The 19,479-nt window shown below is 46.1% G+C and carries 18 protein-coding genes, 3 pseudogenes and 1 riboswitch; of the genes and pseudogenes, 13 read left to right on the top strand and 8 right to left on the bottom strand.

Annotation, left to right across the window (positions count from 1 at the left end):
• Positions 1–231: 231 nt before the first annotated feature.
• Positions 232–555, top strand: a complete 324-nt coding sequence (locus HFV01_RS00405) for a hypothetical protein (RefSeq protein ID WP_006623117.1) — start codon at positions 232–234, stop codon at positions 553–555.
• Positions 556–1,101: 546 nt separating this feature from the next.
• Positions 1,102–2,601 carry an ATP-binding protein gene (locus tag HFV01_RS00400; RefSeq protein WP_006668362.1) on the top strand — a complete coding sequence of 500 codons (1,500 nt, stop codon included), beginning with the start codon at positions 1,102–1,104 and terminating at the stop codon, positions 2,599–2,601.
• 200 nt (positions 2,602–2,801) lie between these two features.
• Here the strand turns inward: HFV01_RS00400 and HFV01_RS00395 are convergent, their stop codons facing one another.
• The 4 genes from HFV01_RS00395 to HFV01_RS00380 form a co-directional block, all read right to left on the bottom strand.
• Complete coding sequence (locus HFV01_RS00395; protein ID WP_006623115.1) at positions 2,802–3,971, bottom strand: FtsW/RodA/SpoVE family cell cycle protein; 1,170 nt, start codon at positions 3,969–3,971, stop codon at positions 2,802–2,804.
• A gap of 75 nt (positions 3,972–4,046) precedes the next feature.
• Positions 4,047–4,436 (bottom strand): hypothetical protein, encoded by a 390-nt coding sequence (locus HFV01_RS00390; RefSeq protein ID WP_006623114.1) that lies wholly within the window; start codon positions 4,434–4,436, stop codon positions 4,047–4,049.
• Between the two features lie 138 nt (positions 4,437–4,574).
• A complete protein-coding gene (locus tag HFV01_RS00385) occupies positions 4,575–5,327 on the bottom strand; it encodes a pentapeptide repeat-containing protein (protein WP_228116416.1) in 753 nt (250 codons plus the stop codon).
• Between the two features lie 47 nt (positions 5,328–5,374).
• Positions 5,375–5,533: a hypothetical protein gene (locus HFV01_RS00380; protein WP_006668361.1), complete on the bottom strand. Its 159-nt coding sequence runs from the start codon at positions 5,531–5,533 to the stop codon at positions 5,375–5,377.
• A 764-nt stretch (positions 5,534–6,297) separates the two neighbouring features.
• Here HFV01_RS00380 and HFV01_RS00375 point away from each other — a divergent pair.
• From HFV01_RS00375 to HFV01_RS00360, 4 genes are all read left to right on the top strand, one after another.
• A complete protein-coding gene (locus HFV01_RS00375; protein WP_008050473.1) occupies positions 6,298–6,477 on the top strand; it encodes a hypothetical protein in 180 nt (59 codons plus the stop codon).
• A 336-nt stretch (positions 6,478–6,813) separates the two neighbouring features.
• Positions 6,814–7,014 (top strand): hypothetical protein, encoded by a 201-nt coding sequence (locus HFV01_RS29985; RefSeq protein WP_082113529.1) that lies wholly within the window; start codon positions 6,814–6,816, stop codon positions 7,012–7,014.
• 1,047 nt (positions 7,015–8,061) lie between these two features.
• Complete coding sequence (locus tag HFV01_RS00365) at positions 8,062–8,241, top strand: hypothetical protein (RefSeq protein WP_071533566.1); 180 nt, start codon at positions 8,062–8,064, stop codon at positions 8,239–8,241.
• A gap of 336 nt (positions 8,242–8,577) precedes the next feature.
• Positions 8,578–8,778, top strand: a complete 201-nt coding sequence (locus tag HFV01_RS00360; protein ID WP_071533550.1) for a hypothetical protein — start codon at positions 8,578–8,580, stop codon at positions 8,776–8,778.
• A gap of 204 nt (positions 8,779–8,982) precedes the next feature.
• Here the strand turns inward: HFV01_RS00360 and HFV01_RS00355 are convergent.
• Positions 8,983–10,027 (bottom strand): annotated as a pseudogene (locus HFV01_RS00355) (RNA-guided endonuclease InsQ/TnpB family protein).
• 538 nt (positions 10,028–10,565) lie between these two features.
• On the opposite strand from HFV01_RS00355, the gene HFV01_RS00350 reads away from it, so the two are divergent.
• Entirely contained in the window at positions 10,566–10,787 is a 222-nt protein-coding gene (locus HFV01_RS00350) for a hypothetical protein (RefSeq protein ID WP_193520727.1), read from the top strand.
• Between the two features lie 362 nt (positions 10,788–11,149).
• Here HFV01_RS00350 and HFV01_RS00345 read toward each other — a convergent pair whose 3' ends face one another.
• On the bottom strand, positions 11,150–12,259 hold the full coding sequence (locus HFV01_RS00345; RefSeq protein ID WP_318286268.1) for an RNA-guided endonuclease InsQ/TnpB family protein: 1,110 nt from the start codon (positions 12,257–12,259) through the stop codon (positions 11,150–11,152).
• Positions 12,222–12,827, bottom strand: a pseudogene (locus HFV01_RS00340) (IS607 family transposase). Before HFV01_RS00340 ends, HFV01_RS00345 begins: the two are co-directional and overlap by 38 nt.
• A gap of 228 nt (positions 12,828–13,055) precedes the next feature.
• Positions 13,056–13,200, top strand: a riboswitch (cobalamin riboswitch).
• 337 nt (positions 13,201–13,537) lie between these two features.
• Here HFV01_RS00340 and metE point away from each other — a divergent pair.
• The 6 genes from metE to HFV01_RS00310 all read left to right on the top strand — a co-directional run bounded on the left by metE (position 13,538) and on the right by HFV01_RS00310 (position 18,987).
• Positions 13,538–15,820: a 5-methyltetrahydropteroyltriglutamate--homocysteine S-methyltransferase gene (metE, locus tag HFV01_RS00335; RefSeq protein ID WP_006668353.1), complete on the top strand. Its 2,283-nt coding sequence runs from the start codon at positions 13,538–13,540 to the stop codon at positions 15,818–15,820.
• Between the two features lie 61 nt (positions 15,821–15,881).
• Positions 15,882–16,397, top strand: coding sequence for a hypothetical protein (locus tag HFV01_RS00330; RefSeq protein ID WP_006623104.1), 516 nt, complete (start codon positions 15,882–15,884; stop codon positions 16,395–16,397).
• Between the two features lie 80 nt (positions 16,398–16,477).
• Complete coding sequence (locus tag HFV01_RS00325) at positions 16,478–16,663, top strand: hypothetical protein (protein ID WP_006668352.1); 186 nt, start codon at positions 16,478–16,480, stop codon at positions 16,661–16,663.
• 52 nt (positions 16,664–16,715) lie between these two features.
• Positions 16,716–17,264: a c-type cytochrome gene (locus HFV01_RS00320; protein WP_228116418.1), complete on the top strand. Its 549-nt coding sequence runs from the start codon at positions 16,716–16,718 to the stop codon at positions 17,262–17,264.
• Positions 17,265–17,320: 56 nt separating this feature from the next.
• Positions 17,321–18,319 carry a methyltransferase domain-containing protein gene (locus tag HFV01_RS00315; protein ID WP_006623101.1) on the top strand — a complete coding sequence of 333 codons (999 nt, stop codon included), beginning with the start codon at positions 17,321–17,323 and terminating at the stop codon, positions 18,317–18,319.
• Positions 18,320–18,483: 164 nt separating this feature from the next.
• Complete coding sequence (locus tag HFV01_RS00310) at positions 18,484–18,987, top strand: DsrE family protein (RefSeq protein WP_006623099.1); 504 nt, start codon at positions 18,484–18,486, stop codon at positions 18,985–18,987.
• Between the two features lie 96 nt (positions 18,988–19,083).
• Here HFV01_RS00310 and HFV01_RS00305 read toward each other — a convergent pair.
• A pseudogene (locus tag HFV01_RS00305) lies at positions 19,084–19,477 on the bottom strand (zinc ribbon domain-containing protein); the annotation flags it as partial.
• Positions 19,478–19,479 lie beyond the last annotated feature (2 nt).

Genomic DNA, 19,479 nt, shown 5'->3' with positions numbered 1-19,479 from the left:
AAAAATGTCAACATTTCCATTGTTAAAAATAATACCACAAATCAGCCAGGAAAGCCACCACCCCAGAGCAAAAAATTTTTTTTGTAATATTTCTTAAATTTTTTTTCACCAAACTTTACATAAAGTGGGCATTGATGAGCGTGCATTGAGAAATCCGTAAAAAATTATCATAATCAACACAATTTTTGATAAAATTTAACATATACCCAACACCCCACCTAGGAAAAAACTATGTCAGGATTTATTAGAGGCTTATTTGGTCGCAAATCAGAAACAACAAAAACTCAAGGAAGTTCTTTCTATCTTGATCCCGATAGCGCCAAGAGTTTAGGCGATATTGAGTATATGCGTAAGCCTTTAGAAGTTAAAAAGTCTTTCCCTAAAATGTCGGGAGGAAAACCTTTCGAGGCTCCTAAAGCTACCGCTAAACCAGCGATGGAAATGACCCAGCCTAAAGCTACTGAATCTCCAGCACCAGAGGTGAAAAGCGATCGTCGTCGTGCTGACTCCAGTTTGGATATGTTCCGTAACATGGCTCGTGATCTTAAAAAATAATCATTATTCTGCCACCAGGCTTTAGGTAAATGTAGGGGCTGGCTGAAACTGTCAAGTTATGTTGAACCTAGCTCCTACTAGGCTATCTTCTGCTGAACTGCTCTGTAATGGTCGAAAAATTTAACTTTTTTTTTCACAAACAAAAGCCGATTTTTGTGCTATGGTCTAGTCGTGAATTTTAAATAATTTGATAATCTGTAACTTGAGATACTAAATAAAAAACTCTGATTGTCAAATAACCATTAAGGTTGTTTGAGTCAGGACACCCACCGAATAGGTAGCTAGTTCCTGGCTCTGTCGTCAGTAGTTAAACAAGTATACAGGGTGAAGCTAGTGTTTCTGAGGTAACCAGATAAAATAACATTTTCTGAAAGCTAACATTGCCCCATAAGTGGGAGTGGGTTGGGCAAGTTTCCCATCAAAAAAACCTGCACACTAAACTAATTTAGGAGAAACCAGGATGCCAGAAAAATTCTGCCCCTCTTTTCCTGTCATTGGCGATTTCCTGAGTACAGGTATAGGGAGAGTCGCCAGGAGGGTGGAAAGATGAAATCAGTAAATCTATCCCTGCTTATATTAATGAAACAATTTGAGAGTTATTTTGACCTGCAAGAAATTAACACCACCCGGAAGGTGAATGCGGCGGTGGTGAATGTCAGTGGTCGTCAGCGGATGCTTTCCCAGAGAACAGCTTTTTTTAGCCTCAAGTTAGTTACTACTTCTGACCCAGCCGAAAGGGAGGTGATTCGGGAAACTTTGATTAAAGATATTACTCTGATGGAGCGATCGCATAAAGGTTTACTCTACGGTGATAGTGAGATGAATTTATTAACATCTCCTTCGGCTATAGTGCGATCGATGTATTTCCGAGAGCCGCTAAATTTAGATAAACGCATCCGCGAGTATATTTTAGCAGTCAGAACTTTAGCCACAACTGCGGACTCTGACTTAACACCGAGCCATCCTCACCTTGACTATATTACCAATATTGCCCCCAATGAATTGCTATCTATTCTTGATGCTGTAGTAGCGCAATATCAACGGGAAAGTGAAATCGAACAACTAGATCTTGAACAGACCCAAATTCAACTTTATCAACAAGCCTGTTCCGCCGCCGCGATCGCTCAAGCTCAAGCACAGCAACTAGAGCAAACTTTAGAGGAACTTAAACACACCCATTCACAGCTTTTTCAATCGGAAAAAATGGCATCATTGGGGCAAATGATGGCTAGTTTAGCCCACGAAATCAATAACCCCGTTAACTCGATATTTCATAATTTAGCCCATGTGGAAAACTATAGCAAAGACCTACTAGAACTCACTCGGCTTTATCAAGATATTTATTCCCCGACCGATCCGCGCATTCAAGAATACATAGATTCCATAGATTTAGAGTTTTTAGAGACGGATTTTTTGACAGTTATATCTAGCCTGAAATTGGGTTCAGATCGACTCTTTCAAATTGTGCGATCGCTGCGTAACTTCTCCCGCAAAGACAGCGACCAAATGCTAAAAGTCAATCTGGAAGAAGGTTTAGAGGGAACCTTACTCATCTTGAAAAACCGCTTACAAGCCACACCATCACGTCCGCCGATTCAAGTGATTCGAGACTATGGGAAACTACCGTCAATCCTCTGCTACCCAGGTCAACTGAATCAGGTGTTTATGAATTTGATCAGCAATGCCATTGATGCCTTAGATGAAGTAGGGGACTGGACACACAACAACCAACAGTCTCAGCCGTTAATTACAATTAAAACCCTGGCTAATTCAGAACAGATCACGATCATGGTTGCCGATAATGCTAAGGGTATCAACCTAACCACGAAAAACCAAATTTTTGAGCAATTTTTTACCACCAAAGAAATCGGTAAAGGTACGGGTTTAGGGTTATATATAAGTCGTGAAATTATCGTCTCCCGCCACTGTGGGGAAATTTGGTGCGAGTCAGAAATTGGCAAAGGAACCGAGTTTTGGATCAAACTTCCCTTAAACCCACAATGTCCTGATTTTTTGTCTAATTCCCCCATCTCAACAGTCAAATAGTTAAAAATTAATTAGTTATGTTAAGTTTTGTAAATAAATCACTCCCCACCCGCGATTGGGTTTCGGGAGGGTTGCTTTTGTTGCTGACCTATGGTAGTATTTAAATAATGGGACTTTTTTAATTTTTTTTTATTAATGCAAACAGAGAAATCATAAAATAGACATTACGTGGATAACATAGCATCATCCCGCGCTACTTGTCAACCCCTGTTTTGAGCAAGAGGCCTGATGGGAATAACCTGTGCTTCACTGCTTTCGCGGGCTACCCGAATCAATAAAGCAGATATTGCTAAACTAGCAATCATGGAACTTCCACCATAACTAAATAAGGGTAAAGGCAAACCAGTAGTTGGTAGTACCCCAGTAGCTACCCCAATATTCAGCAAAGACTGTCCCACCATGACGACCATGGCTCCGATCGCTACCAGTTGATGTTCAATATTATTGGCTAATTGAGCGACTCTCAGGGCAAGAGTCCCATAAGCGACTAGCATCAACAAAAGCAGCACCCCGCCAACAAAGCCAAACTCTTCGGCATAAACGGCAAAAATAAAATCGCTATACTGAATCGGCAGATAAAATAACTTTTGTTGAGATAATCCCAAACCAGCGCCCCAAAGACCGCCAGAACCGACAGCTAGTAGACTCTGAATTAATTGGTAGCCATCATTAACGGGATCAGCCCAGGGATTCATAAACGAGAGAACCCGCTTCCTTTGGTATTCTCGTAGGCTAATACTAATAGTAGCCAAGATTAACCCACCAACAGCAGTACCGCCCAAATACAAAAAAGGAAGTCCGGCGGCGAGGGCGATTAACCATAATGTCATACCACAAAGAGCGGTGGTGCTGAGGTTGGGTTGGGCTAAAATGAGCAACAAAATTAGCAGAAAAATCCCTAACCAGGTTAGTCGCGATCGCCAACTCAACCGCTCCCAGCGGGGAAAAAACCGCGCCGCTTGTAGTATCAGAAATGGCTTCATTAATTCCGAAGGCTGAATGAGAATTGGGCCTAGTGACAGCCATCGAGTCGCCCCGTTGATAGTAGTTCCCAAACCGGGGACTATAGTAAGAAACAATAACCCCATCACCGCGAATAATCCCCACTGAGCAGTCCGTAACGCGACCCGCACAGGGGTATTAACAATCACGTTAAATCCTACCATCCCCACTAACATCCATGTGAGCTGGCGTTTGAAGTAGTACAAACCATCCCCATGTTCAGCTAATGCACTAGGATAGGAAGCAGAAAACATCGCCACGAGACCGACAAATAGCCACACAAAGGTTAACCAGCGCAGCAGGCGAGGTTCTGTTGCCCAATTCTGGGAACTAGGATCGAAAAAGGGAATAAGATAGCGTAAGCGCATTCAGGATAAATTTAGATCAGCAGGGGATTTGGGCTATTGTAGCTTAGATAAAATCCGGTTGAGTGGCAATTTACCCTAATAGGCGGTTGATTTTTCTGGGTTCACCAATTGCAGAAAACTAGCCCGACACCAATCAATATCCTGCTCCACCTGAAAAGTTACATAATCGACACCGTATGCACTCCAGTAGTTAACGACCTTACCCACCCTCTCTGTGCTGCTATTGATGCGTTGCACCAGAGAACCGGGGGGAAACTTTTGGGCTACTGGGTGATCCTGCCAATGTTTAAGATATTTAATCCGCTCCTGTTCAGCTTCAGAGAGTAACTTCCAGGCTTCACGTTTCCAATGGGAATAGTTTTGGGTGAGTGCCTCAACTTCACGCCAGGTTGTCGCCGATCGCAGATCTTCTGCCAATTGAGCAGCTGTCTGGACTTCAAACTTTAATAGAGGTTGGGCACTCATGATGTTTAGAAGCTAACCCTAGGTTTAGCGAGTTTAGAGGATATGGGGATTTTTAGACCCCACATTTAGTATACTCACATTACCCGATTCTGAAAAGCGATCGCCAGATAAAAACTCAAAAACCCCTATCTCAGGAGATTAATCGTCCCAAAAATCTGCCGGAAGCAAGGGAGGTGGTGGCGCAGGGGGAGCGGCACAATTAACAGATTGATCAATAATGCACACGACCGGACCGAGAGTTGTTCCCTGTAACAAAGCACCAGACAAGTTTGTATTAGACAGTTGGGCACGATTGATATTAGTATCATTCAAGGCCGCACCCACCAGACTGGCACCAGTGAGATCGGCATCAGAAAAATTAGCACCCCGCAGATCTGCTCCCAGCAAATTAGCCCCGGTCAGATTAGCACGTTCCAGATTAGCCCTAAATAAAAAAGCCCTTTGGAGATTGCTATTCATCAAATCGGACTCTTCCAGATAAGCCTGACCGAGGTTAGCCTGAAATAGATTAGCATCCCTAAGATCAGCCCGCCGCAAGTCTACACGACCCAGCATAGCCTGACCGAGATCGGCTTCACGCAAATCAGCCCTTTGTAGGTTCGCATGGTGGAGATTAGCCTTAAACAAATTACTAGCAGCTAAACTCGCACCCCCCAAGTCGGCATTATACAGATTAGCCTCTTGCAGATTAGCACTGCGTAAATCTGCTTGTCGGAGGATAGCGCCGCCCAGATCGGCTTGAAAAAGATTAGCCCCGGAAAGTTGAGCGGCTGACAAGTCGGCTCCCCGCAGATCACAGCCAGGACATTGATTGGTAGTTAGAAGCCTCTGTAAGTCATCAGAGTCAGCGGCGATCGCACCAGTGATAAATCCTAATGGCGCGATCATCATGATTACAGCCTGAATCTTGAGTCTCATTAAATTATGCTCTATAAAACTTAAACAAAACCGGACATAGCCGGATCTTGATGTTTATTTCTGGCTTCGTCCGGGACTGTCGGCAGCACCCCGTCCACAAGTGTAATCGTCGGAACCAGGCGATTTGGTATGGTCGAAAGAGAGGTCGCCCCCTCCAACTCCAATTCCAAACCGTGCATGCGAGTTTCCCAGCACACGGCTCCTGATGTGAACACCCTATTATCAGTAGGAACAGGGTTACTACCCCCTGCTTTATGACCTCAACTTTGGGAGCTATATACACCACGTAGTCTTTAAACTCGCTCACGTCATAAGCACTCTTACTTGTCGCAGTCTCTATATCCACACCGTGACTAGTGGGCATATCCCAACCATTACAGTTAGGCATTGGCTTTCAGTCACATCCTTTCCCCTTATGGGGTTAGGGGTCGAGAGTGAAGTCACCTTCACCCTCTCCCATTCAGAACCGTGCTTGATAGTTTCCCATCACACGGCTCCTGGTGTGGATACCCTATTTGTCAAAGGAGCAGAATCAAGAGACCTGCTTTCTACTTCGATGTTCAGAGCTATATGCACCACGTAGTCTTTAAACTCGTCCTCGCCATTATACTCTTACTGACCGCAGTATCTATATCCCCACCGTGACCTGTGGGCATATCCCAACCATGACAATTGGGCTTTAGCTTCTGGTCACATCCTTCACCCTCTAAGCATGCGCTTACATTTTTCACTACTGCCTTGTGAATAGCATTACTCACTTGTTTATAGGCAGAGCATTAGAGGGGTTACAACGTTCCGATTATATGGGCATTCCATCGTTAGATTTGTCCTCTCCGCCGGGGTACTTTTAAAGGTCTGTGTAGGTAGTCGCACGAACCCCCTACTTTTCCCCTTGCCCTTTTGAGCGCAGCGTGTCAACCTATTTCGCTGCTAGTGTATTACGATGGTTCAAGTCGGACATTCGGTCTTCCTAATCATAGATGGTTGGCAGTGGTCGCGTCTTGGTAGTAGGTTCTACCTCACGCCTTCCGTTCCCCGCTTCAATCCTGGAGTTATGATTTCCAAAACTGGGGGTGGCTATCGCCGTTACTCTCTACTCCCTGATTTCTCAGTTCGTTTATGACCTTGAGTTCCCTGCCTTGCTTAGTTCCCTAAGCGTCGGGACATATAACCAGTTATGAGGATGGTCAGGAGAGGTCTCCTTATATCCAGATTCGGAGCTGGAATCCTCACCGGGTAGTTATTTCGGGCATTTCAGCCCTATTTCATACCCGAACGTCTCGCACCATGCGCTTACACTTTTCACTACTCTACGAGATGTACTCGCAGAGAGCCCAATAGGGGTTTAAACGTTCCGTATATATGGGCATTCCATCTTTAGATTTGTCCTATCCACCGGGGTACATTTAAAGGTCTGTGTAGGTAGTATAGAAAGACTCCTACTTTTCCCCTTACTCTTTTGAGCGCAGCGTGTCAACCTATTTCGCTACTTTATAATGACGATGGTTCAGGCCAGACATTCGGTTTCCCTAATCATGGATGGTTGGCAGTGGTCGCCTATAGTAGTAGGTTCTACATCACGCCTTCCGTTCCCCGCTTCAATCCCAGATTTGTGATTTCTGAAACTGGGGGTGGCTACCGCCTTTACTCTTTCCCATAATCGCCCCAAGTGAGTTATAATACTCCTCCTAGGTAATATTTGGACGGTATATTGCGATTTCTTAAAATGGGATTGACCTTGAGTTCCCTGCCTTGCTTAGAATCACAACTTCCTAAGCGTTGGGACATATATACAGTTAAGGGGTAAACTGGTCGAGTCAGTCTATCTCCCTCTAGGAGGTTATTTCAGGCATTGCAGCCTTATTTCACTCCTAAACGTCTCGCACTGGTAGGGGTCGAAAGGAAAGTCACCTTTCCCAACTCCCATTCAAAACCGTGCTTGATACTTTCACATCACACGGCTCCTGATGTAGACACCCTATTGTCAGTAGGAACAGGGTTACGACCCCCTGCTTTGTGACTTCAACTTTAGGAGCTATATACACCACGTAGTCTTTAAACTCGCTCTCGGTCATAAGCACTCTTACATCATCGCAGTCTCTATGTCCACACCGTGACTAGTGGGCATATCCCAACCATTACAGTTAGGCATTGGCTTTCAGTCACATCCTTTCCCCTTATGGGGTTAGGGGTCGAGAGTGAAGTCACCTTCACCCTCTCCCATTCAGAACCGTGCTTGATAGTTTCCCATCACACGGCTCCTGGTGTGGATACCCTATTTGTCAAAGGAGCAGAATCAAGAGACCTGCTTTCTACTTCGATGTTCAGAGCTATATGCACCACGTAGTCTTTAAACTCGTCCTCGCCATTATACTCTTACTGACCGCAGTATCTATATCCCCACCGTGACCTGTGGGCATATCCCAACCATGACAATTGGGCTTTAGCTTCTGGTCACATCCTTCACCCTCTAAGCATGCGCTTACATTTTTCACTACTGCCTTGTGAATAGCATTACTCACTGGTTTATAGGCAGAGCATTAGAGGGGTTACAACGTTCCGATTATATGGGCATGCCATCGTTAGATTTGTCCTCTCCGCCGGGGTACTTTTAAAGGTCTGTATAGGTAGTCGCACGAACCCCCTACTTTTCCCCTTGCCCTTTTGAGCGCAGCGTGTCAACCTATTTCGCTGCTAGTGTATTACGATGGTTCAAGTCGGACATTCGGTCTTCCTAATCATAGATGGTTGGCAGTGGTCGCGTCTTGGTAATAGGTTCTACCTCACGCCTTCCGTTCCCCGCTTCAATCCTGGAGTTATGATTTCCAAAACTGGGGGTGGCTATCGCCGTTACTCTCTACTCCCTGATTTCTCAGTTCGTTTATGACCTTGAGTTCCCTGCCTTGCTTAGTTCCCTAAGCGTCGGGACATATAACCAGTTATGAGGATGGTCAGGAGAGGTCTCCTTATATCCAGATTCGGAGCTGGAATCCTCACCGGGTAGTTATTTCGGGCATTTCAGCCCTATTTCATACCCGAACGTCTCGCACCATACGCTTACACTTTTCACTACTCTACAAGATGTACTCGTAGAGAGCCCAACAGGGGTTTAAACGTTCCATATATATGGGCATTCCATCTTTAGATTTGTCCTATCCACCGGGGTACATTTAAAGGTCTGTGTAGGTGATGCTAAAATTACCCTACTTTTCCCCTTGCTCTTTTGAACGCAGCGTATCAACCTATTTCGCTGCTGTATAATGACGATGGTTCAAGCCGGACATTCGGTTTCCCTAATCATGGATGGTTGGCAGTGGTCGCCTATAGTAGTAGGTTCTACATCACGCCTTCCGTTCCCCGCTTCAATCCCAGATTTGTGATTTCTGAAACTGGGGGTGGCTACCGCCTTTACTCTTTCCCATAATCGCCCCAAGTGGGTTAAATACTCCTCCTTGTAGTATACTTGGATGGAACATTGCGATTTCTTAGAATGGGATTGACCCTGAGTTCCCTGCCTTGCTTAGTGTCATAACTCACTAAGCGTCGGGACATATATATATTTAAGGGGTAAACTAATAATCTAGTTATAGTAGCAGCCGGATTGACTAGTTTAACTCCCTCTAGGAGGTTATTTCAGGCATTGCAGCCTTATTTCACTCCTAAACGTCTCGCACTCTAGGTTTATACTAGCATTCAAGTCACGATCTATCGCCAGACCGCAGTTTGGACATTCAAAAGTCCGACGGACTAGGGGCATTTGTTGACGATGGCCACAGTTAGAACAAAGTTGACTGGATGGATAAAATCTATCCGCAATCATTAACTTTGAACCATAACGTTCTGCCTTGTCACCTAGTTGCCGACGGAACTCATAAAATGAAGCATCAGCGATAGAACCCGCCAAACAATGATTTTTCAACATTCCAGACACATTCAAATCTTCAATGACGACTTGGCTGTGGTTTTTAGCCAAAAAAGTAGTGATTTTATGAATCGTGTCCCGCCGAATGTTTGCTACTCTTTGATGTAGCTTTTGAACTTTTAAGAGACATTTGGCCCAATTTTTCGAGCCTTTGACTTTGCGACTTAAATGACGTTGTAATCGAGCTAGTTTTTTGGTCGCTGCTTTATAAGCCTTGGGATTAGAGAATTGGGTCCCATCGGAGCAAGTCGCCAAATTGTTAATTCCTAGGTCTACCCCGATTCTCTCTCGATATTTCGGTGTAATTTCTGGCGTGATTTCTACGAAAAAGCTCATATACCAGTCACCTGCTTGGCGCGTTATAGTGACTTTCTTAACCCAACTTTCGGGTTGTGCCTCAAATGTAGAAACCCAGCCCACAAAAGGCAGCTTATGGCGAGTTCCTGACAGATTGAATGGCTTTCCGGAATTGTCAAGGGTAAAGCTATCATGGTAGCCTTTCTTCTTAAATTATAGGATAACTGCTTATTCCCTTGAAGAAGCGCTTAAAGGCATCCCCTAGATTAATGAAGGCATATTGATAAACTTTAGAAGACAATTCAGACATCCAAGGATATTGAGGTTTCACATAATGAGTAAAAACCTTTTTAATGGAGTTGATATTAGGCTTGAGTCCCTCTTCATAAGCTGACCTCCATAAGTGTAATCCCCAATTAAACACGAACCGAGCATAACCCGCGTGTTTGGCCATCAAGGTGCGATGACGGTCATTGAGTTTGAGTTTTGTCCGGAAAGCTTTGATTGGTTATGGTCGAAAGGGAAGTCACCTTCCCCAACTCCACTTCCAAACCGTACTTGAGACTTTCACCTCATACGGCTCCTAATGTAGATACCCTTTTTGTCACTAGGAACAGGGTTACGAACCCCCGCTTTATGATTCCAACTTTGGGAGCTTGGCATACAACTCGTAGTCTTTAAACTCGCTCTCGTCATATTACTCCTACTTGTCGCAGTCTCCATATCTACACCGTGACTAGTGGGCATATCCTAATCATTACAATTAGGCATTGGCTTTCAGTCACATCCTTTCCCCTCAATGGTATACGCTTACACTTTTCACTACTCCTTGTGAGTAATATTGCTCACTTTTTTGATAAGGAGAACCAATGAGGAGTTTAAACGTTCCGTTTATATGGGCATTCCATCTTTAGACTTGTCCTCTCCACCGGGGTACTTAAAAAGGTCTGTGTAGGTGTTTTATGCAAAACCCTACTTTTCCCCTTGCTCTTTTGAGCGCAGCGTGGCAACCTATTACGCTGCTAAATCATTACGATGGTTCAAGCCAGACATTCGGTTTCCCTAGTCATGGATGGTTGGCAGTGGTCGCATTTGGTAGTAGGTTCTACCTCACGCCTTTCGTTCCCCGCTTCAATCCCAGAATCGTGTATCCTGAAATTGGGGGTGGCTATCGCCTTTACTCTCTACTCCCTGATTTCTCAGTTTGTTTATGACCTTGAGTCCCCTGCCTTGCTCAGATTTCTCCAAGCGTCGGGACATATAAACAGTTATGGGATGGTCAGGATACGAGTCCCTTATCTTCCACCAAGGGGTGTAAGTCCCACTAGGAGGCTATTTCGGGCATTGCAGCCTTATTTGACTCCTAAACGTCTCGCACCATGATTGGATTTTACCATGAATCCGACTTGATGAGTATGTCGTCAGGGAAATTTGGCATGGTCTGGGGTTTGACCGTATACTCATTATTGAGTTGCGAATCTTTTGGGGTATTGTACCTTATTGTCCTAAGATGTAAAGCAAATATTGGATTAAATTCTTGCTCCTGATCCGAAACGGTATAACATTACTGATACATTTACGCGACACTTATCCGGTTGTTCCCGGACAATGCGACGATAGCACTATTACCCGTTAAGGTAACAGAGGCGGTATCCCGCAAAGCTTTTAGAAAGATTCCAAAAGCACCGTTCCAGTCCCTGGGTAGAGTGAACCCACACTCCGGACATCGGAACACTTTTGAGCCACCTAGCTGGGAATGCACATGACCACAGTGAGTACAGGTTTTGCTGGTGTATTCTTCCGTCACATCTACAACTGTGGTTCCAGTTATCTCGGCTTGATGTCTCAGGGTTAGTTTGAATCGATAATGCGCCCATGTCAGCATGGCGCGGGCAGTCTTGGATTTGATTTTCCGCTTCACCTTGGCAACCATGTTGGAAGTCTCGAAGGTGGGCAGAAAAATTATGCTGTAGTCATTAGTCAAGTAATGAGCAATTTGTTTGTGGGCTTCATCAACTAGATTGCGGATTTTGGTTCTCATTCGTTGAGCCGCTTGCCTCATCCGTCGCCTTCTTGAACGACAGGGTTCCTTGGCGATTCGGCTCATCAAATCATCCAAATGTTGACATAGCCTAGTAATGCCTCCAATATCCCCGGAGCCCAATTCCAGAAATCGTGAACCATCAAACCCAGTTATGAAAGTTCGCACACCCGGGTCTAATGCAATTACGCCATTCGCTTCAGTTGGGGTAACGGCAACTGGCTCAGGGAAAATCGCCAACCATCGACCTTTGGTAAACACCAACTGAGTCCCTTGCCCGCAAGTTTTAGGGATGGGTTCGGAAACCATGAAAGTTAATCCTTTCGTTAGTCTTGGATACCAACTCCCTGAAGAGAAATTAGCATCGTTAAACTTGATGGCTTGAGAACTATCCCGACAGCTCCTAAACCTTGCGCCAGGACTGGCTGAAAAGGCGAGATAGGCATCAAAGATGGCATTTTGCCGAATGTGGCAGGGTGTTTCTTTGACCCATTCGGGTAAGTCACTCTGCATCACTTTATTGCGTAACTTTAACTTGCTTAGTCGTTTACCACTCCTAGATAATGCAATTGCTTGGTTGTAGCAATACCGACAAGCGGCCAGCCATTTACGCCAGACTTGATTTAGCTCGGGGCTGGGGTAAATCCGGATCTTCTTTGACCTGAGTTTTGTATTTACTCCGTCCGTATAATCTGGAGCTAAAGCAGTGGAGGAGGGCGAGGATGTCCTCAACCATTTCTGGTTCTGGACTGAGACTTGTCTGGTTGAGAACCATGAGTGAGCACCTGTTTTACTCACAGAGCCATCGAAACCAGTCAAATCCCCATATTGCCAATCGGTCTTTGTGGGCAACGACAACCATGCGGACATCTCCTGACAAATGATGTCCCAGTAAGGCCAGCATTTTCTTTCCCTTGAAGTTGAGCCCGCCTCCGATTTCTGAGACGACTTCTGCTTCGGGGTAGAGGTTGGACAGTGCGGCCACCTGTCGGTTGAGGTCGGACTGCTGGGCGCGGCTACTAACTCTGGCATAGATAACGACTTTGCGTTTGTCACTGCCTGATTTGGCAGTATATCACTCAACGTTGTATCGTCGTTGCCCAGCGGGGGTTCTGATGGTGTCGATTGAGCCATTGTCGTCCCATCTGCGGAGTGTTCTTTCATGGACTCGAAGGATTTGGGCCGCTTCCTTGGGTTTGACATATCTGGCAATAGGTTTATCCTCAACCCTTCTCGCTTATTATACCGTATTGCCCTAAAATATTAACCGAATTTGTGATTAAATCATGCTCTCGTGCCGTGGCTCTCCCATGGACTTTGGGCGGCTTGGCCGCTTGGTGAAACCCTAAGCCCTAGAAACCGGGTTGCTGACATCTATCGTTGTTCCCCCAGTTTACAGTAACTTTGCCATGATTTCGTCAAATCTCCGCTTTGTGTGTTATCATGCTTAAATATTGTCGGTTCTGATGGGGAGCAGCCATCAGACGTAAGGGGGAAAGTCCGGCGTAAATCCGGCGCTGTCCCGCAGCTGTGAGGAGAGACACAACTCTCTAAGTCAGAATGCCCGCCGAACTGTCTCCTCTGGAGATGCACCAAACTGTTATTTTTCGTCTGCGAGGTACGGATGATGGTTCGTTTAGCTTTTTCACAATTAATATTGCCTTCATTTTTTAGGACGACTCCCCTGGCGTTGCATGGGTAGCGCCCTGATTTGAAATTGCCATTTTGAGAAAACTAGCCTTATGTAGACATTGACTGGCAGATGGTCACTCATGCTAACGGTGATTTGAATCAGTCTGGTCTGAGTATTGCTTAACTCAATTGGGCAGATATTCTGCTGCTTTGAATTGTTCACTCCGCTGGTTTGTCGCGGGGATGGACTAGATTTCTATGACTATTTTCAGCGTTAGGACGCGACAATTTATGACCTTGGAAACATACACTCAAACCCGTCTGGAAACCGCGACTATCGGCTATCCTCGTATTGGTAAAAGTCGCGAGTTAAAAAAGGCATTAGAAGCCTTTTGGCGGGGTAAATCGGACGCAGAAACCCTCATCCAGACTCGGAATGAAGTTGAGTTCAAAAACTGGGAAACTCAACGACAAGCAGGCATCGATCGCATTGGTATTGGCGACATGAGCCTCTACGATCACGTTTTAGACTGGAGCATCCGCTTAGGCATCATTCCCGAACGGTTTGCATCCTTTAGCGGACTCGACCGTTATTTTGCCATGGCGCGGGGTAAGGATGGCATTGCCGCCCTGGAAATGACCAAATGGTTCGACACCAACTATCACTACCTCGTCCCAGAAATTCCCGAAACATTACAGCCAGCCGACTTTAGCGATTTCCTGCAAACCGTGCATCGCGCTCAAACCTTATTAGGCGATCGCGCTGTTCCCATTGTTTTGGGTCCGGTGACTTTGCTGCGGCTGAGTCGTTTGGAGATGAATCAAGACCAAGCGGGAAAACAACTAGGCGATCGCTATCTCCTGCTTCTCCAGGAACTCCAAAAAATGGGTGTCGCTGAAGTCCAAATCCATGAACCTGCTTTAGTCTTCGGAGATGCTGCCAACTTTAAACAACTCTATCAATCAACTTATCAATCTCTCAGCCAAGTCGGCTTACCCATTCACCTGGTCACCTACTTTGATGACTTGGGAGACAATTACCCCTGGGTGATGGAATTACCCGTCGCTGGCATTAGTTTAGACTTCACCCGTGGGCGTAACCTAGAGTTACTGCAACAGTATGGTTTCCCCGACGATAAAGAGTTGGGGGCGGGAATTGTCGATGCCCGCAATGTATGGAAAATTCGCCCGGACTCCGTTTTGTCAACCCTGGAAGCCATTTCCCGTGTCACCCCTAACCTGCGGATTCAGCCGTCTGCTTCCCTGCAATTTGTGCCATACGATGCCCAGCGAGAAACCAAACTCCCCGAACCCTTGCGGTCCGTTTTGAGCTTTGCTGAACAGAAGTTAGTAGAAATCACACTGCTGGCTGATTGGGCCGATCGCTCCTATGGAACCCAAGAACCTGACAAGTATCTGGAAGTCATCCTCCGGCAATGGCAAACCTTCCAGGAATTTAGCCCAGTTAATCAGGGGGTAAAAGAACGCCTGCAAAATCTGACCTCCCAGGATTTAGAGCGGACTTTGCCTTATGAACAACGTCAAGAACGCCAGCCCGTTTTGCCCCCATTCCCCACCACCACCATCGGGTCTTTCCCCCAAACCTCCGAAGTGCGGCAACTGCGGGTGAAACTGAAACGGGGTGACATTACCCAAGCCGAATATGAAGCGGCGATCGATGCCGAAATTGCCAAGTGCATCCAATTCCAAGAAGAAGCCGGACTCGATGTATTAGTGCATGGGGAATTTGAGCGCACCGACATGGTGGAATTTTTCGGGCAACAGTTATCAGGCTTTGCCTTTACTGAACATGGTTGGGTGCAAAGTTACGGCAGCCGTTGCGTGCGTCCCCCGATTATTTATGGAGATGTCGCCCGCACCGGACCCATGACAGTTCGAGAGTTCAAGGTAGCCCAATCCCTGACCGATAAAATTGTCAAAGGGATGCTAACCGGTCCGGTCACCATGATTAACTGGTCATTTACCCGCACCGATATTCCGCGCAGTAAACAAGCCATGCAGATTGCCTTAGCCTTGCGGGATGAAGTAGCCGACTTAGAAGCCGCGGGGGCGAAGATGGTACAAATTGATGAACCTGCCTTGCGGGAAGGGCTGCCTCTGAAGCCAGAACGTTGGGATGAGTATCTATCCTGGGCGGTGGATGCTTTCCGTCTGTCTGCGGCTATAGCCAAACCGGAAACCCAAATCCATACCCATATGTGTTACTCGGAATTTGGGGATATTATTGGGCATATTGAGCGGTTGGATGCGGATGTGTTGTCCATTGAAAATAGCCGCAGCAATAACGAAACCCTGTTTGAAATTACTGATGCGGGCTACAAACATCAAGTGGGGAACGGCGTTTACGATGTTCACAGCCCAGCAGTTCCCAGCACAGAACAGATGGTGCAACAGTTAAAAACCGGGGTCGCCAATTTACCTGTACAACAGATTTGGGTTAATCCCGATTGTGGCTTGAAAACAAGGGGTTGGGAAGAGGTGATTCCTTCCCTAAAAAATATGGTGGAGGCGGCGAAAATTCTGCGCCAGGAAGCTAATTTGACTGAAAAATAACTGATGTCTAAATCCCCCGTTTCCTAACGGGGGAGTCTGTGCAAACCACCTGGGATTTCTTATGAATGGAACAGATAGCCCGACCAAGGAACCGCCCAATCCGCCGATGAATTGGCAGCAAGATTTTATTGCTACAAATCTATTGTCTCTAGGCTATAACGCCTGGGTGGGGTATCTCAATGGTGAACGGGGTGCAGTGATTTGTAGCACCAATACGCCAACAGTAGGAATGGCGGGGGAGGTTTTTAAGGTTCACTATGTACCTAGATCGCGTCTCGCCGCTTTTCTGAATGCGTGGCTGGCTGCGCCTGACACAGTGATTCTGCGTCATCATTTTATGAATGCTCACATTTTGGAAGCTGTCGATACCTACAACCCCACCACAGAATTAGTGTTTCTGTTGGAGTCATTGAATCAGGTGACATTCTTCTACCTAAAAAATTTGCCAATTACTCCGCATAAGTGCTACGAGCAAATCTGCAAACACTGGGAAGAATTCCAGCCTGCGGATGATGGCTGCTCGGATTCAAGTCGCCAATCATATTCCCTCGGAAACCATAATTTATATGGCTTCTGAAAATTCTCTTGCTCGCTAATTTGGGGGCGAAAATATCATCGCCTCTTCAATTATTAACAACTTATGATGGCATAAATACGATGCTAAAATATTATCTGGATCGCTCTGGAAAAATTCCCGCTTCTGTCCATCCTTTTGTCAAACAGGAGGCGCTGGGTAAAGCTGAAAAAGCGCCTAAAAAGGGGAAAATTCAAGTTATAAATCGACTCCGAAATGGTTGGTTGGTAATTTGGCGATCGCTCTCCCAAAGACATGAAAAACCATAATTTATTACCCCGCCCACAAAACTCCATAAGTTTCTCATTCCAGACTAGCTTAATGACTAAATTTATCCGCTTTATTTGTACTCTGGTAATTGCTGTATTACTGGTTATTGGCGGAGGGTTTTTGATGAAAGTTTATCCCCATTATTTGACGGATACAACCAACAATAATGCCCTCAATGTCAGCCCAAATACTTCTTTGTCAGCCGTAGACAGGGATTTAGCGATCGCCTATCGTCGCCAATACATGAAAGCATTGTCAGCCCATTATCGTTCTCTGGAAGCGATTTTAGAAAAAGAGGCTCCTTTTGCTAATCAAACTCTAACCCACATTAATAGCTTATTATCCCTAGCTGAATATATGCCCGAAGTTTTCCCACATGGAACCGCTATGACTGACGCAGAGGGCTGGGGAGCCAAGCCATTAATTTGGTCAGAACCCGATGACTTTTCTCGACTGATTGCCAACTTTCAAGCTAATCTTGAAACCCTGAAAACTATGGTTAATAATTCACCAAATCCAATTAATGCGATCGAGTCATTTACAAAAGTGAGGCAAACGTGCTTAGATTGTCATAGCATTTATCGAGTGCGCCAACCTTAACCCAGAAACCTAGTGGCTTTAGTTCACGCCATCCTAGATTATAACACAATTATACCATGTTCAACCTTTTTTTAATCACCATTAGTCTGCTGTTATTAGCAATTGTGGTAGGATTAACACTTTACCTGCTTTCCCCTCGCAAATATCAATCCGCCGATTCTGTTGCCAACTCCTATGATGATTGGACTAATGACGGCATCCTGGAATTTTACTGGGGGGAACATATCCACCTCGGTCACTATGGTTCACCGCCACAACCCAAAGACTTCCTGAAAGCTAAAGAAGACTTTGTGCATGAAATGGTCCGTTGGGGGGGATTAGACCGCCTTCAGACCGGCACAACAGTTTTGGATGTCGGTTGTGGTATCGGTGGCAGTAGTCGCATTCTAGCGCGAGATTATGGCTTTGCCGTCACAGGTATTACTATCTCTCCAGGGCAAGTCAAACGCGCCCAGGAACTCACCCCAACCGACCTCAATGCGCGGTTTCAGGTAGATGATGCCTTGGCATTATCTTTCCCCGATGCCAGTTTTGACGTGGTTTGGTCTATTGAAGCCGGACCCCATATGCCGGATAAAGCCCAATATGCGCGGGAGATGATGCGGGTGTTAAAACCCGGTGGGGTGCTGGTGGTGGCGGACTGGAATCAACGAGACTCGCGCCAAAAACCCTTGAACGCCTGGGAAAAGGTAGTCATGCGGCAACTGTTGGATCAATGGGCTCATCCGGCTTTCTCTAGTATTGAAGGCTTTGCGGAAGAACTCGCGGCGACCGGGTTGGTATCTGGTGAAGTCACCACCGCAGACTGGACCGCCGAAACTCTACCCTCTTGGCTAGATTCCATTTGGCAGGGGATAATCCGTCCAGAGGGGATTATCCGCTTTGGGGTGACGGGATTGATTAAATCCTTGCGAGAAGTCCCCACATTCCTGTTAATGCGGTTAGCCTTTGGGGCGGGTTTGTGCCGATTTGGGATGTTTCGGGCTGTTCGCGCTGCTGCACCGGTTGAGGAGATGGCTGTATCGACTCAAACCAGTGAAGCGTTACCAAAATAATCAAGATTTGAAGTCTCTATCTTCAAATGTTAATTAAGGGGAAAAGTCAACACCGTTCTCTTGATTGGAGCCGCCGCCAATTATGCTAAAATCCTGATCAACTCCTAGTGCCAGCATATGGCTGGCTTCTAGGACTGCTCCCATGGCATTGTTAGGAAGGTTTTATGAGAAAAACGCATCTGGGTTTAGCGATCGCCGCACTTAGCCTTTTAGGAGTGTTGGCAGAGCCGTCGGTCAACCTTTCCCGCACCGCCGCCGCTCAACATCAGACCCAAGTCGGACAATCCCAAACCAGGGGTGATGGGCAAAATATTATTATGCACCTGACTCATGGCACTGATGACCTTCATGCGGCTTTCATGGCTTTGAAATTAGGCACAAACCTCCAAAAACGGGGCGCTCAGGTGACGCTGGTTTTGACTTTGGAGGGGGTGAGAATTGCCTCTAGAAATCAACCCTTAGACTTGCGCTGGGGTAGTAGTCCGATGACTTTAGCCCAAATGTATGATGATTTTGTCGCCGCCGGAGGCAAGGTAATGGTTTGTCCTGCTTGTGCCGAAGCCGCCGGAATCACCGCTGCTAATTTACGGACTGGCGCTCAATTAGCAAAGGAGAACGAGGATATCCCTAGTTTGATTTTAGCAGCCGATAAAATTATTGGTTTCTAGTCAGTTTTTGACCTCAACAGAGAATTTGGTTGTCATCGCCAATTCCCTGTTGAAGAAATCTCCCCAGGTATCTGACTATTCCCCTGACTGATACATTTACGCGGCATTTTTCCGGTTGTTCCCGGACAATGCGACGATAGCACTATTACCCGTTAAGGTAACAGAGGCGGTATCCCGCAAAGCTTTTAGAAAGATTCCCAAAGCACCGTTCCAGTCCCGTGGTAGAGTGAACCCGCACTCAGGACATCGGAACACTTTTGAGCCACCTAGCTGGGAATGAACATGACCACAGTGAGTACAGGTTTTGCTGGTGTATTCTTCGGTCACATCTACAACTGTTCAGTTATTTCCGCGCTTGATGTCTCAGGGTTAGTTTGAATCGATAATGCGCCCATGTCAGCATGGCGCGGGCAGTCTTAGACCTGATTAGACGCTTCACCTTGGCAACCATATTGGAAGTCTCGAAGGTGGGCCAAAAAATCCGGCTGTGTT

The organism is Limnospira fusiformis SAG 85.79 (genome assembly GCF_012516315.1).
Taxonomy (GTDB): Bacteria; Cyanobacteriota; Cyanobacteriia; order Cyanobacteriales; family Microcoleaceae; genus Limnospira; species Limnospira fusiformis.
Note: the sequence above shows the minus strand (reverse complement) of the source record. Positions and strands in the feature narration are given on the sequence as shown.

Bases quoted from the DNA above. Each gene is read 5' to 3' on its own strand.
- HFV01_RS00365 (WP_071533566.1), top strand. From the start codon at position 8,062: ATGGTTCAAGTCGGACATTCGGTCTTCCTAATCATAGATGGTTGGCAG.
- HFV01_RS00395 (WP_006623115.1), bottom strand. From the start codon at position 3,971: ATGCGCTTACGCTATCTTATTCCCTTTTTCGATCCTAGTTCCCAGAAT.
- HFV01_RS00330 (WP_006623104.1), top strand. From the start codon at position 15,882: ATGAATGGAACAGATAGCCCGACCAAGGAACCGCCCAATCCGCCGATG.
- metE (WP_006668353.1), top strand. From the start codon at position 13,538: ATGACCTTGGAAACATACACTCAAACCCGTCTGGAAACCGCGACTATC.
- HFV01_RS00315 (WP_006623101.1), top strand. From the start codon at position 17,321: ATGTTCAACCTTTTTTTAATCACCATTAGTCTGCTGTTATTAGCAATT.
- HFV01_RS00405 (WP_006623117.1), top strand. From the start codon at position 232: ATGTCAGGATTTATTAGAGGCTTATTTGGTCGCAAATCAGAAACAACA.
- HFV01_RS00390 (WP_006623114.1), bottom strand. From the start codon at position 4,436: ATGAGTGCCCAACCTCTATTAAAGTTTGAAGTCCAGACAGCTGCTCAA.
- HFV01_RS00310 (WP_006623099.1), top strand. From the start codon at position 18,484: ATGAGAAAAACGCATCTGGGTTTAGCGATCGCCGCACTTAGCCTTTTA.
- HFV01_RS00320 (WP_228116418.1), top strand. From the start codon at position 16,716: ATGACTAAATTTATCCGCTTTATTTGTACTCTGGTAATTGCTGTATTA.
- HFV01_RS00325 (WP_006668352.1), top strand. From the start codon at position 16,478: ATGCTAAAATATTATCTGGATCGCTCTGGAAAAATTCCCGCTTCTGTC.
- HFV01_RS00380 (WP_006668361.1), bottom strand. From the start codon at position 5,533: ATGCACGGTTTGGAATTGGAGTTGGAGGGGGCGACCTCTCTTTCGACC.
- HFV01_RS00375 (WP_008050473.1), top strand. From the start codon at position 6,298: ATGGTTCAAGTCGGACATTCGGTCTTCCTAATCATAGATGGTTGGCAG.
- HFV01_RS00385 (WP_228116416.1), bottom strand. From the start codon at position 5,327: ATGATGATCGCGCCATTAGGATTTATCACTGGTGCGATCGCCGCTGAC.
- HFV01_RS00400 (WP_006668362.1), top strand. From the start codon at position 1,102: ATGAAATCAGTAAATCTATCCCTGCTTATATTAATGAAACAATTTGAG.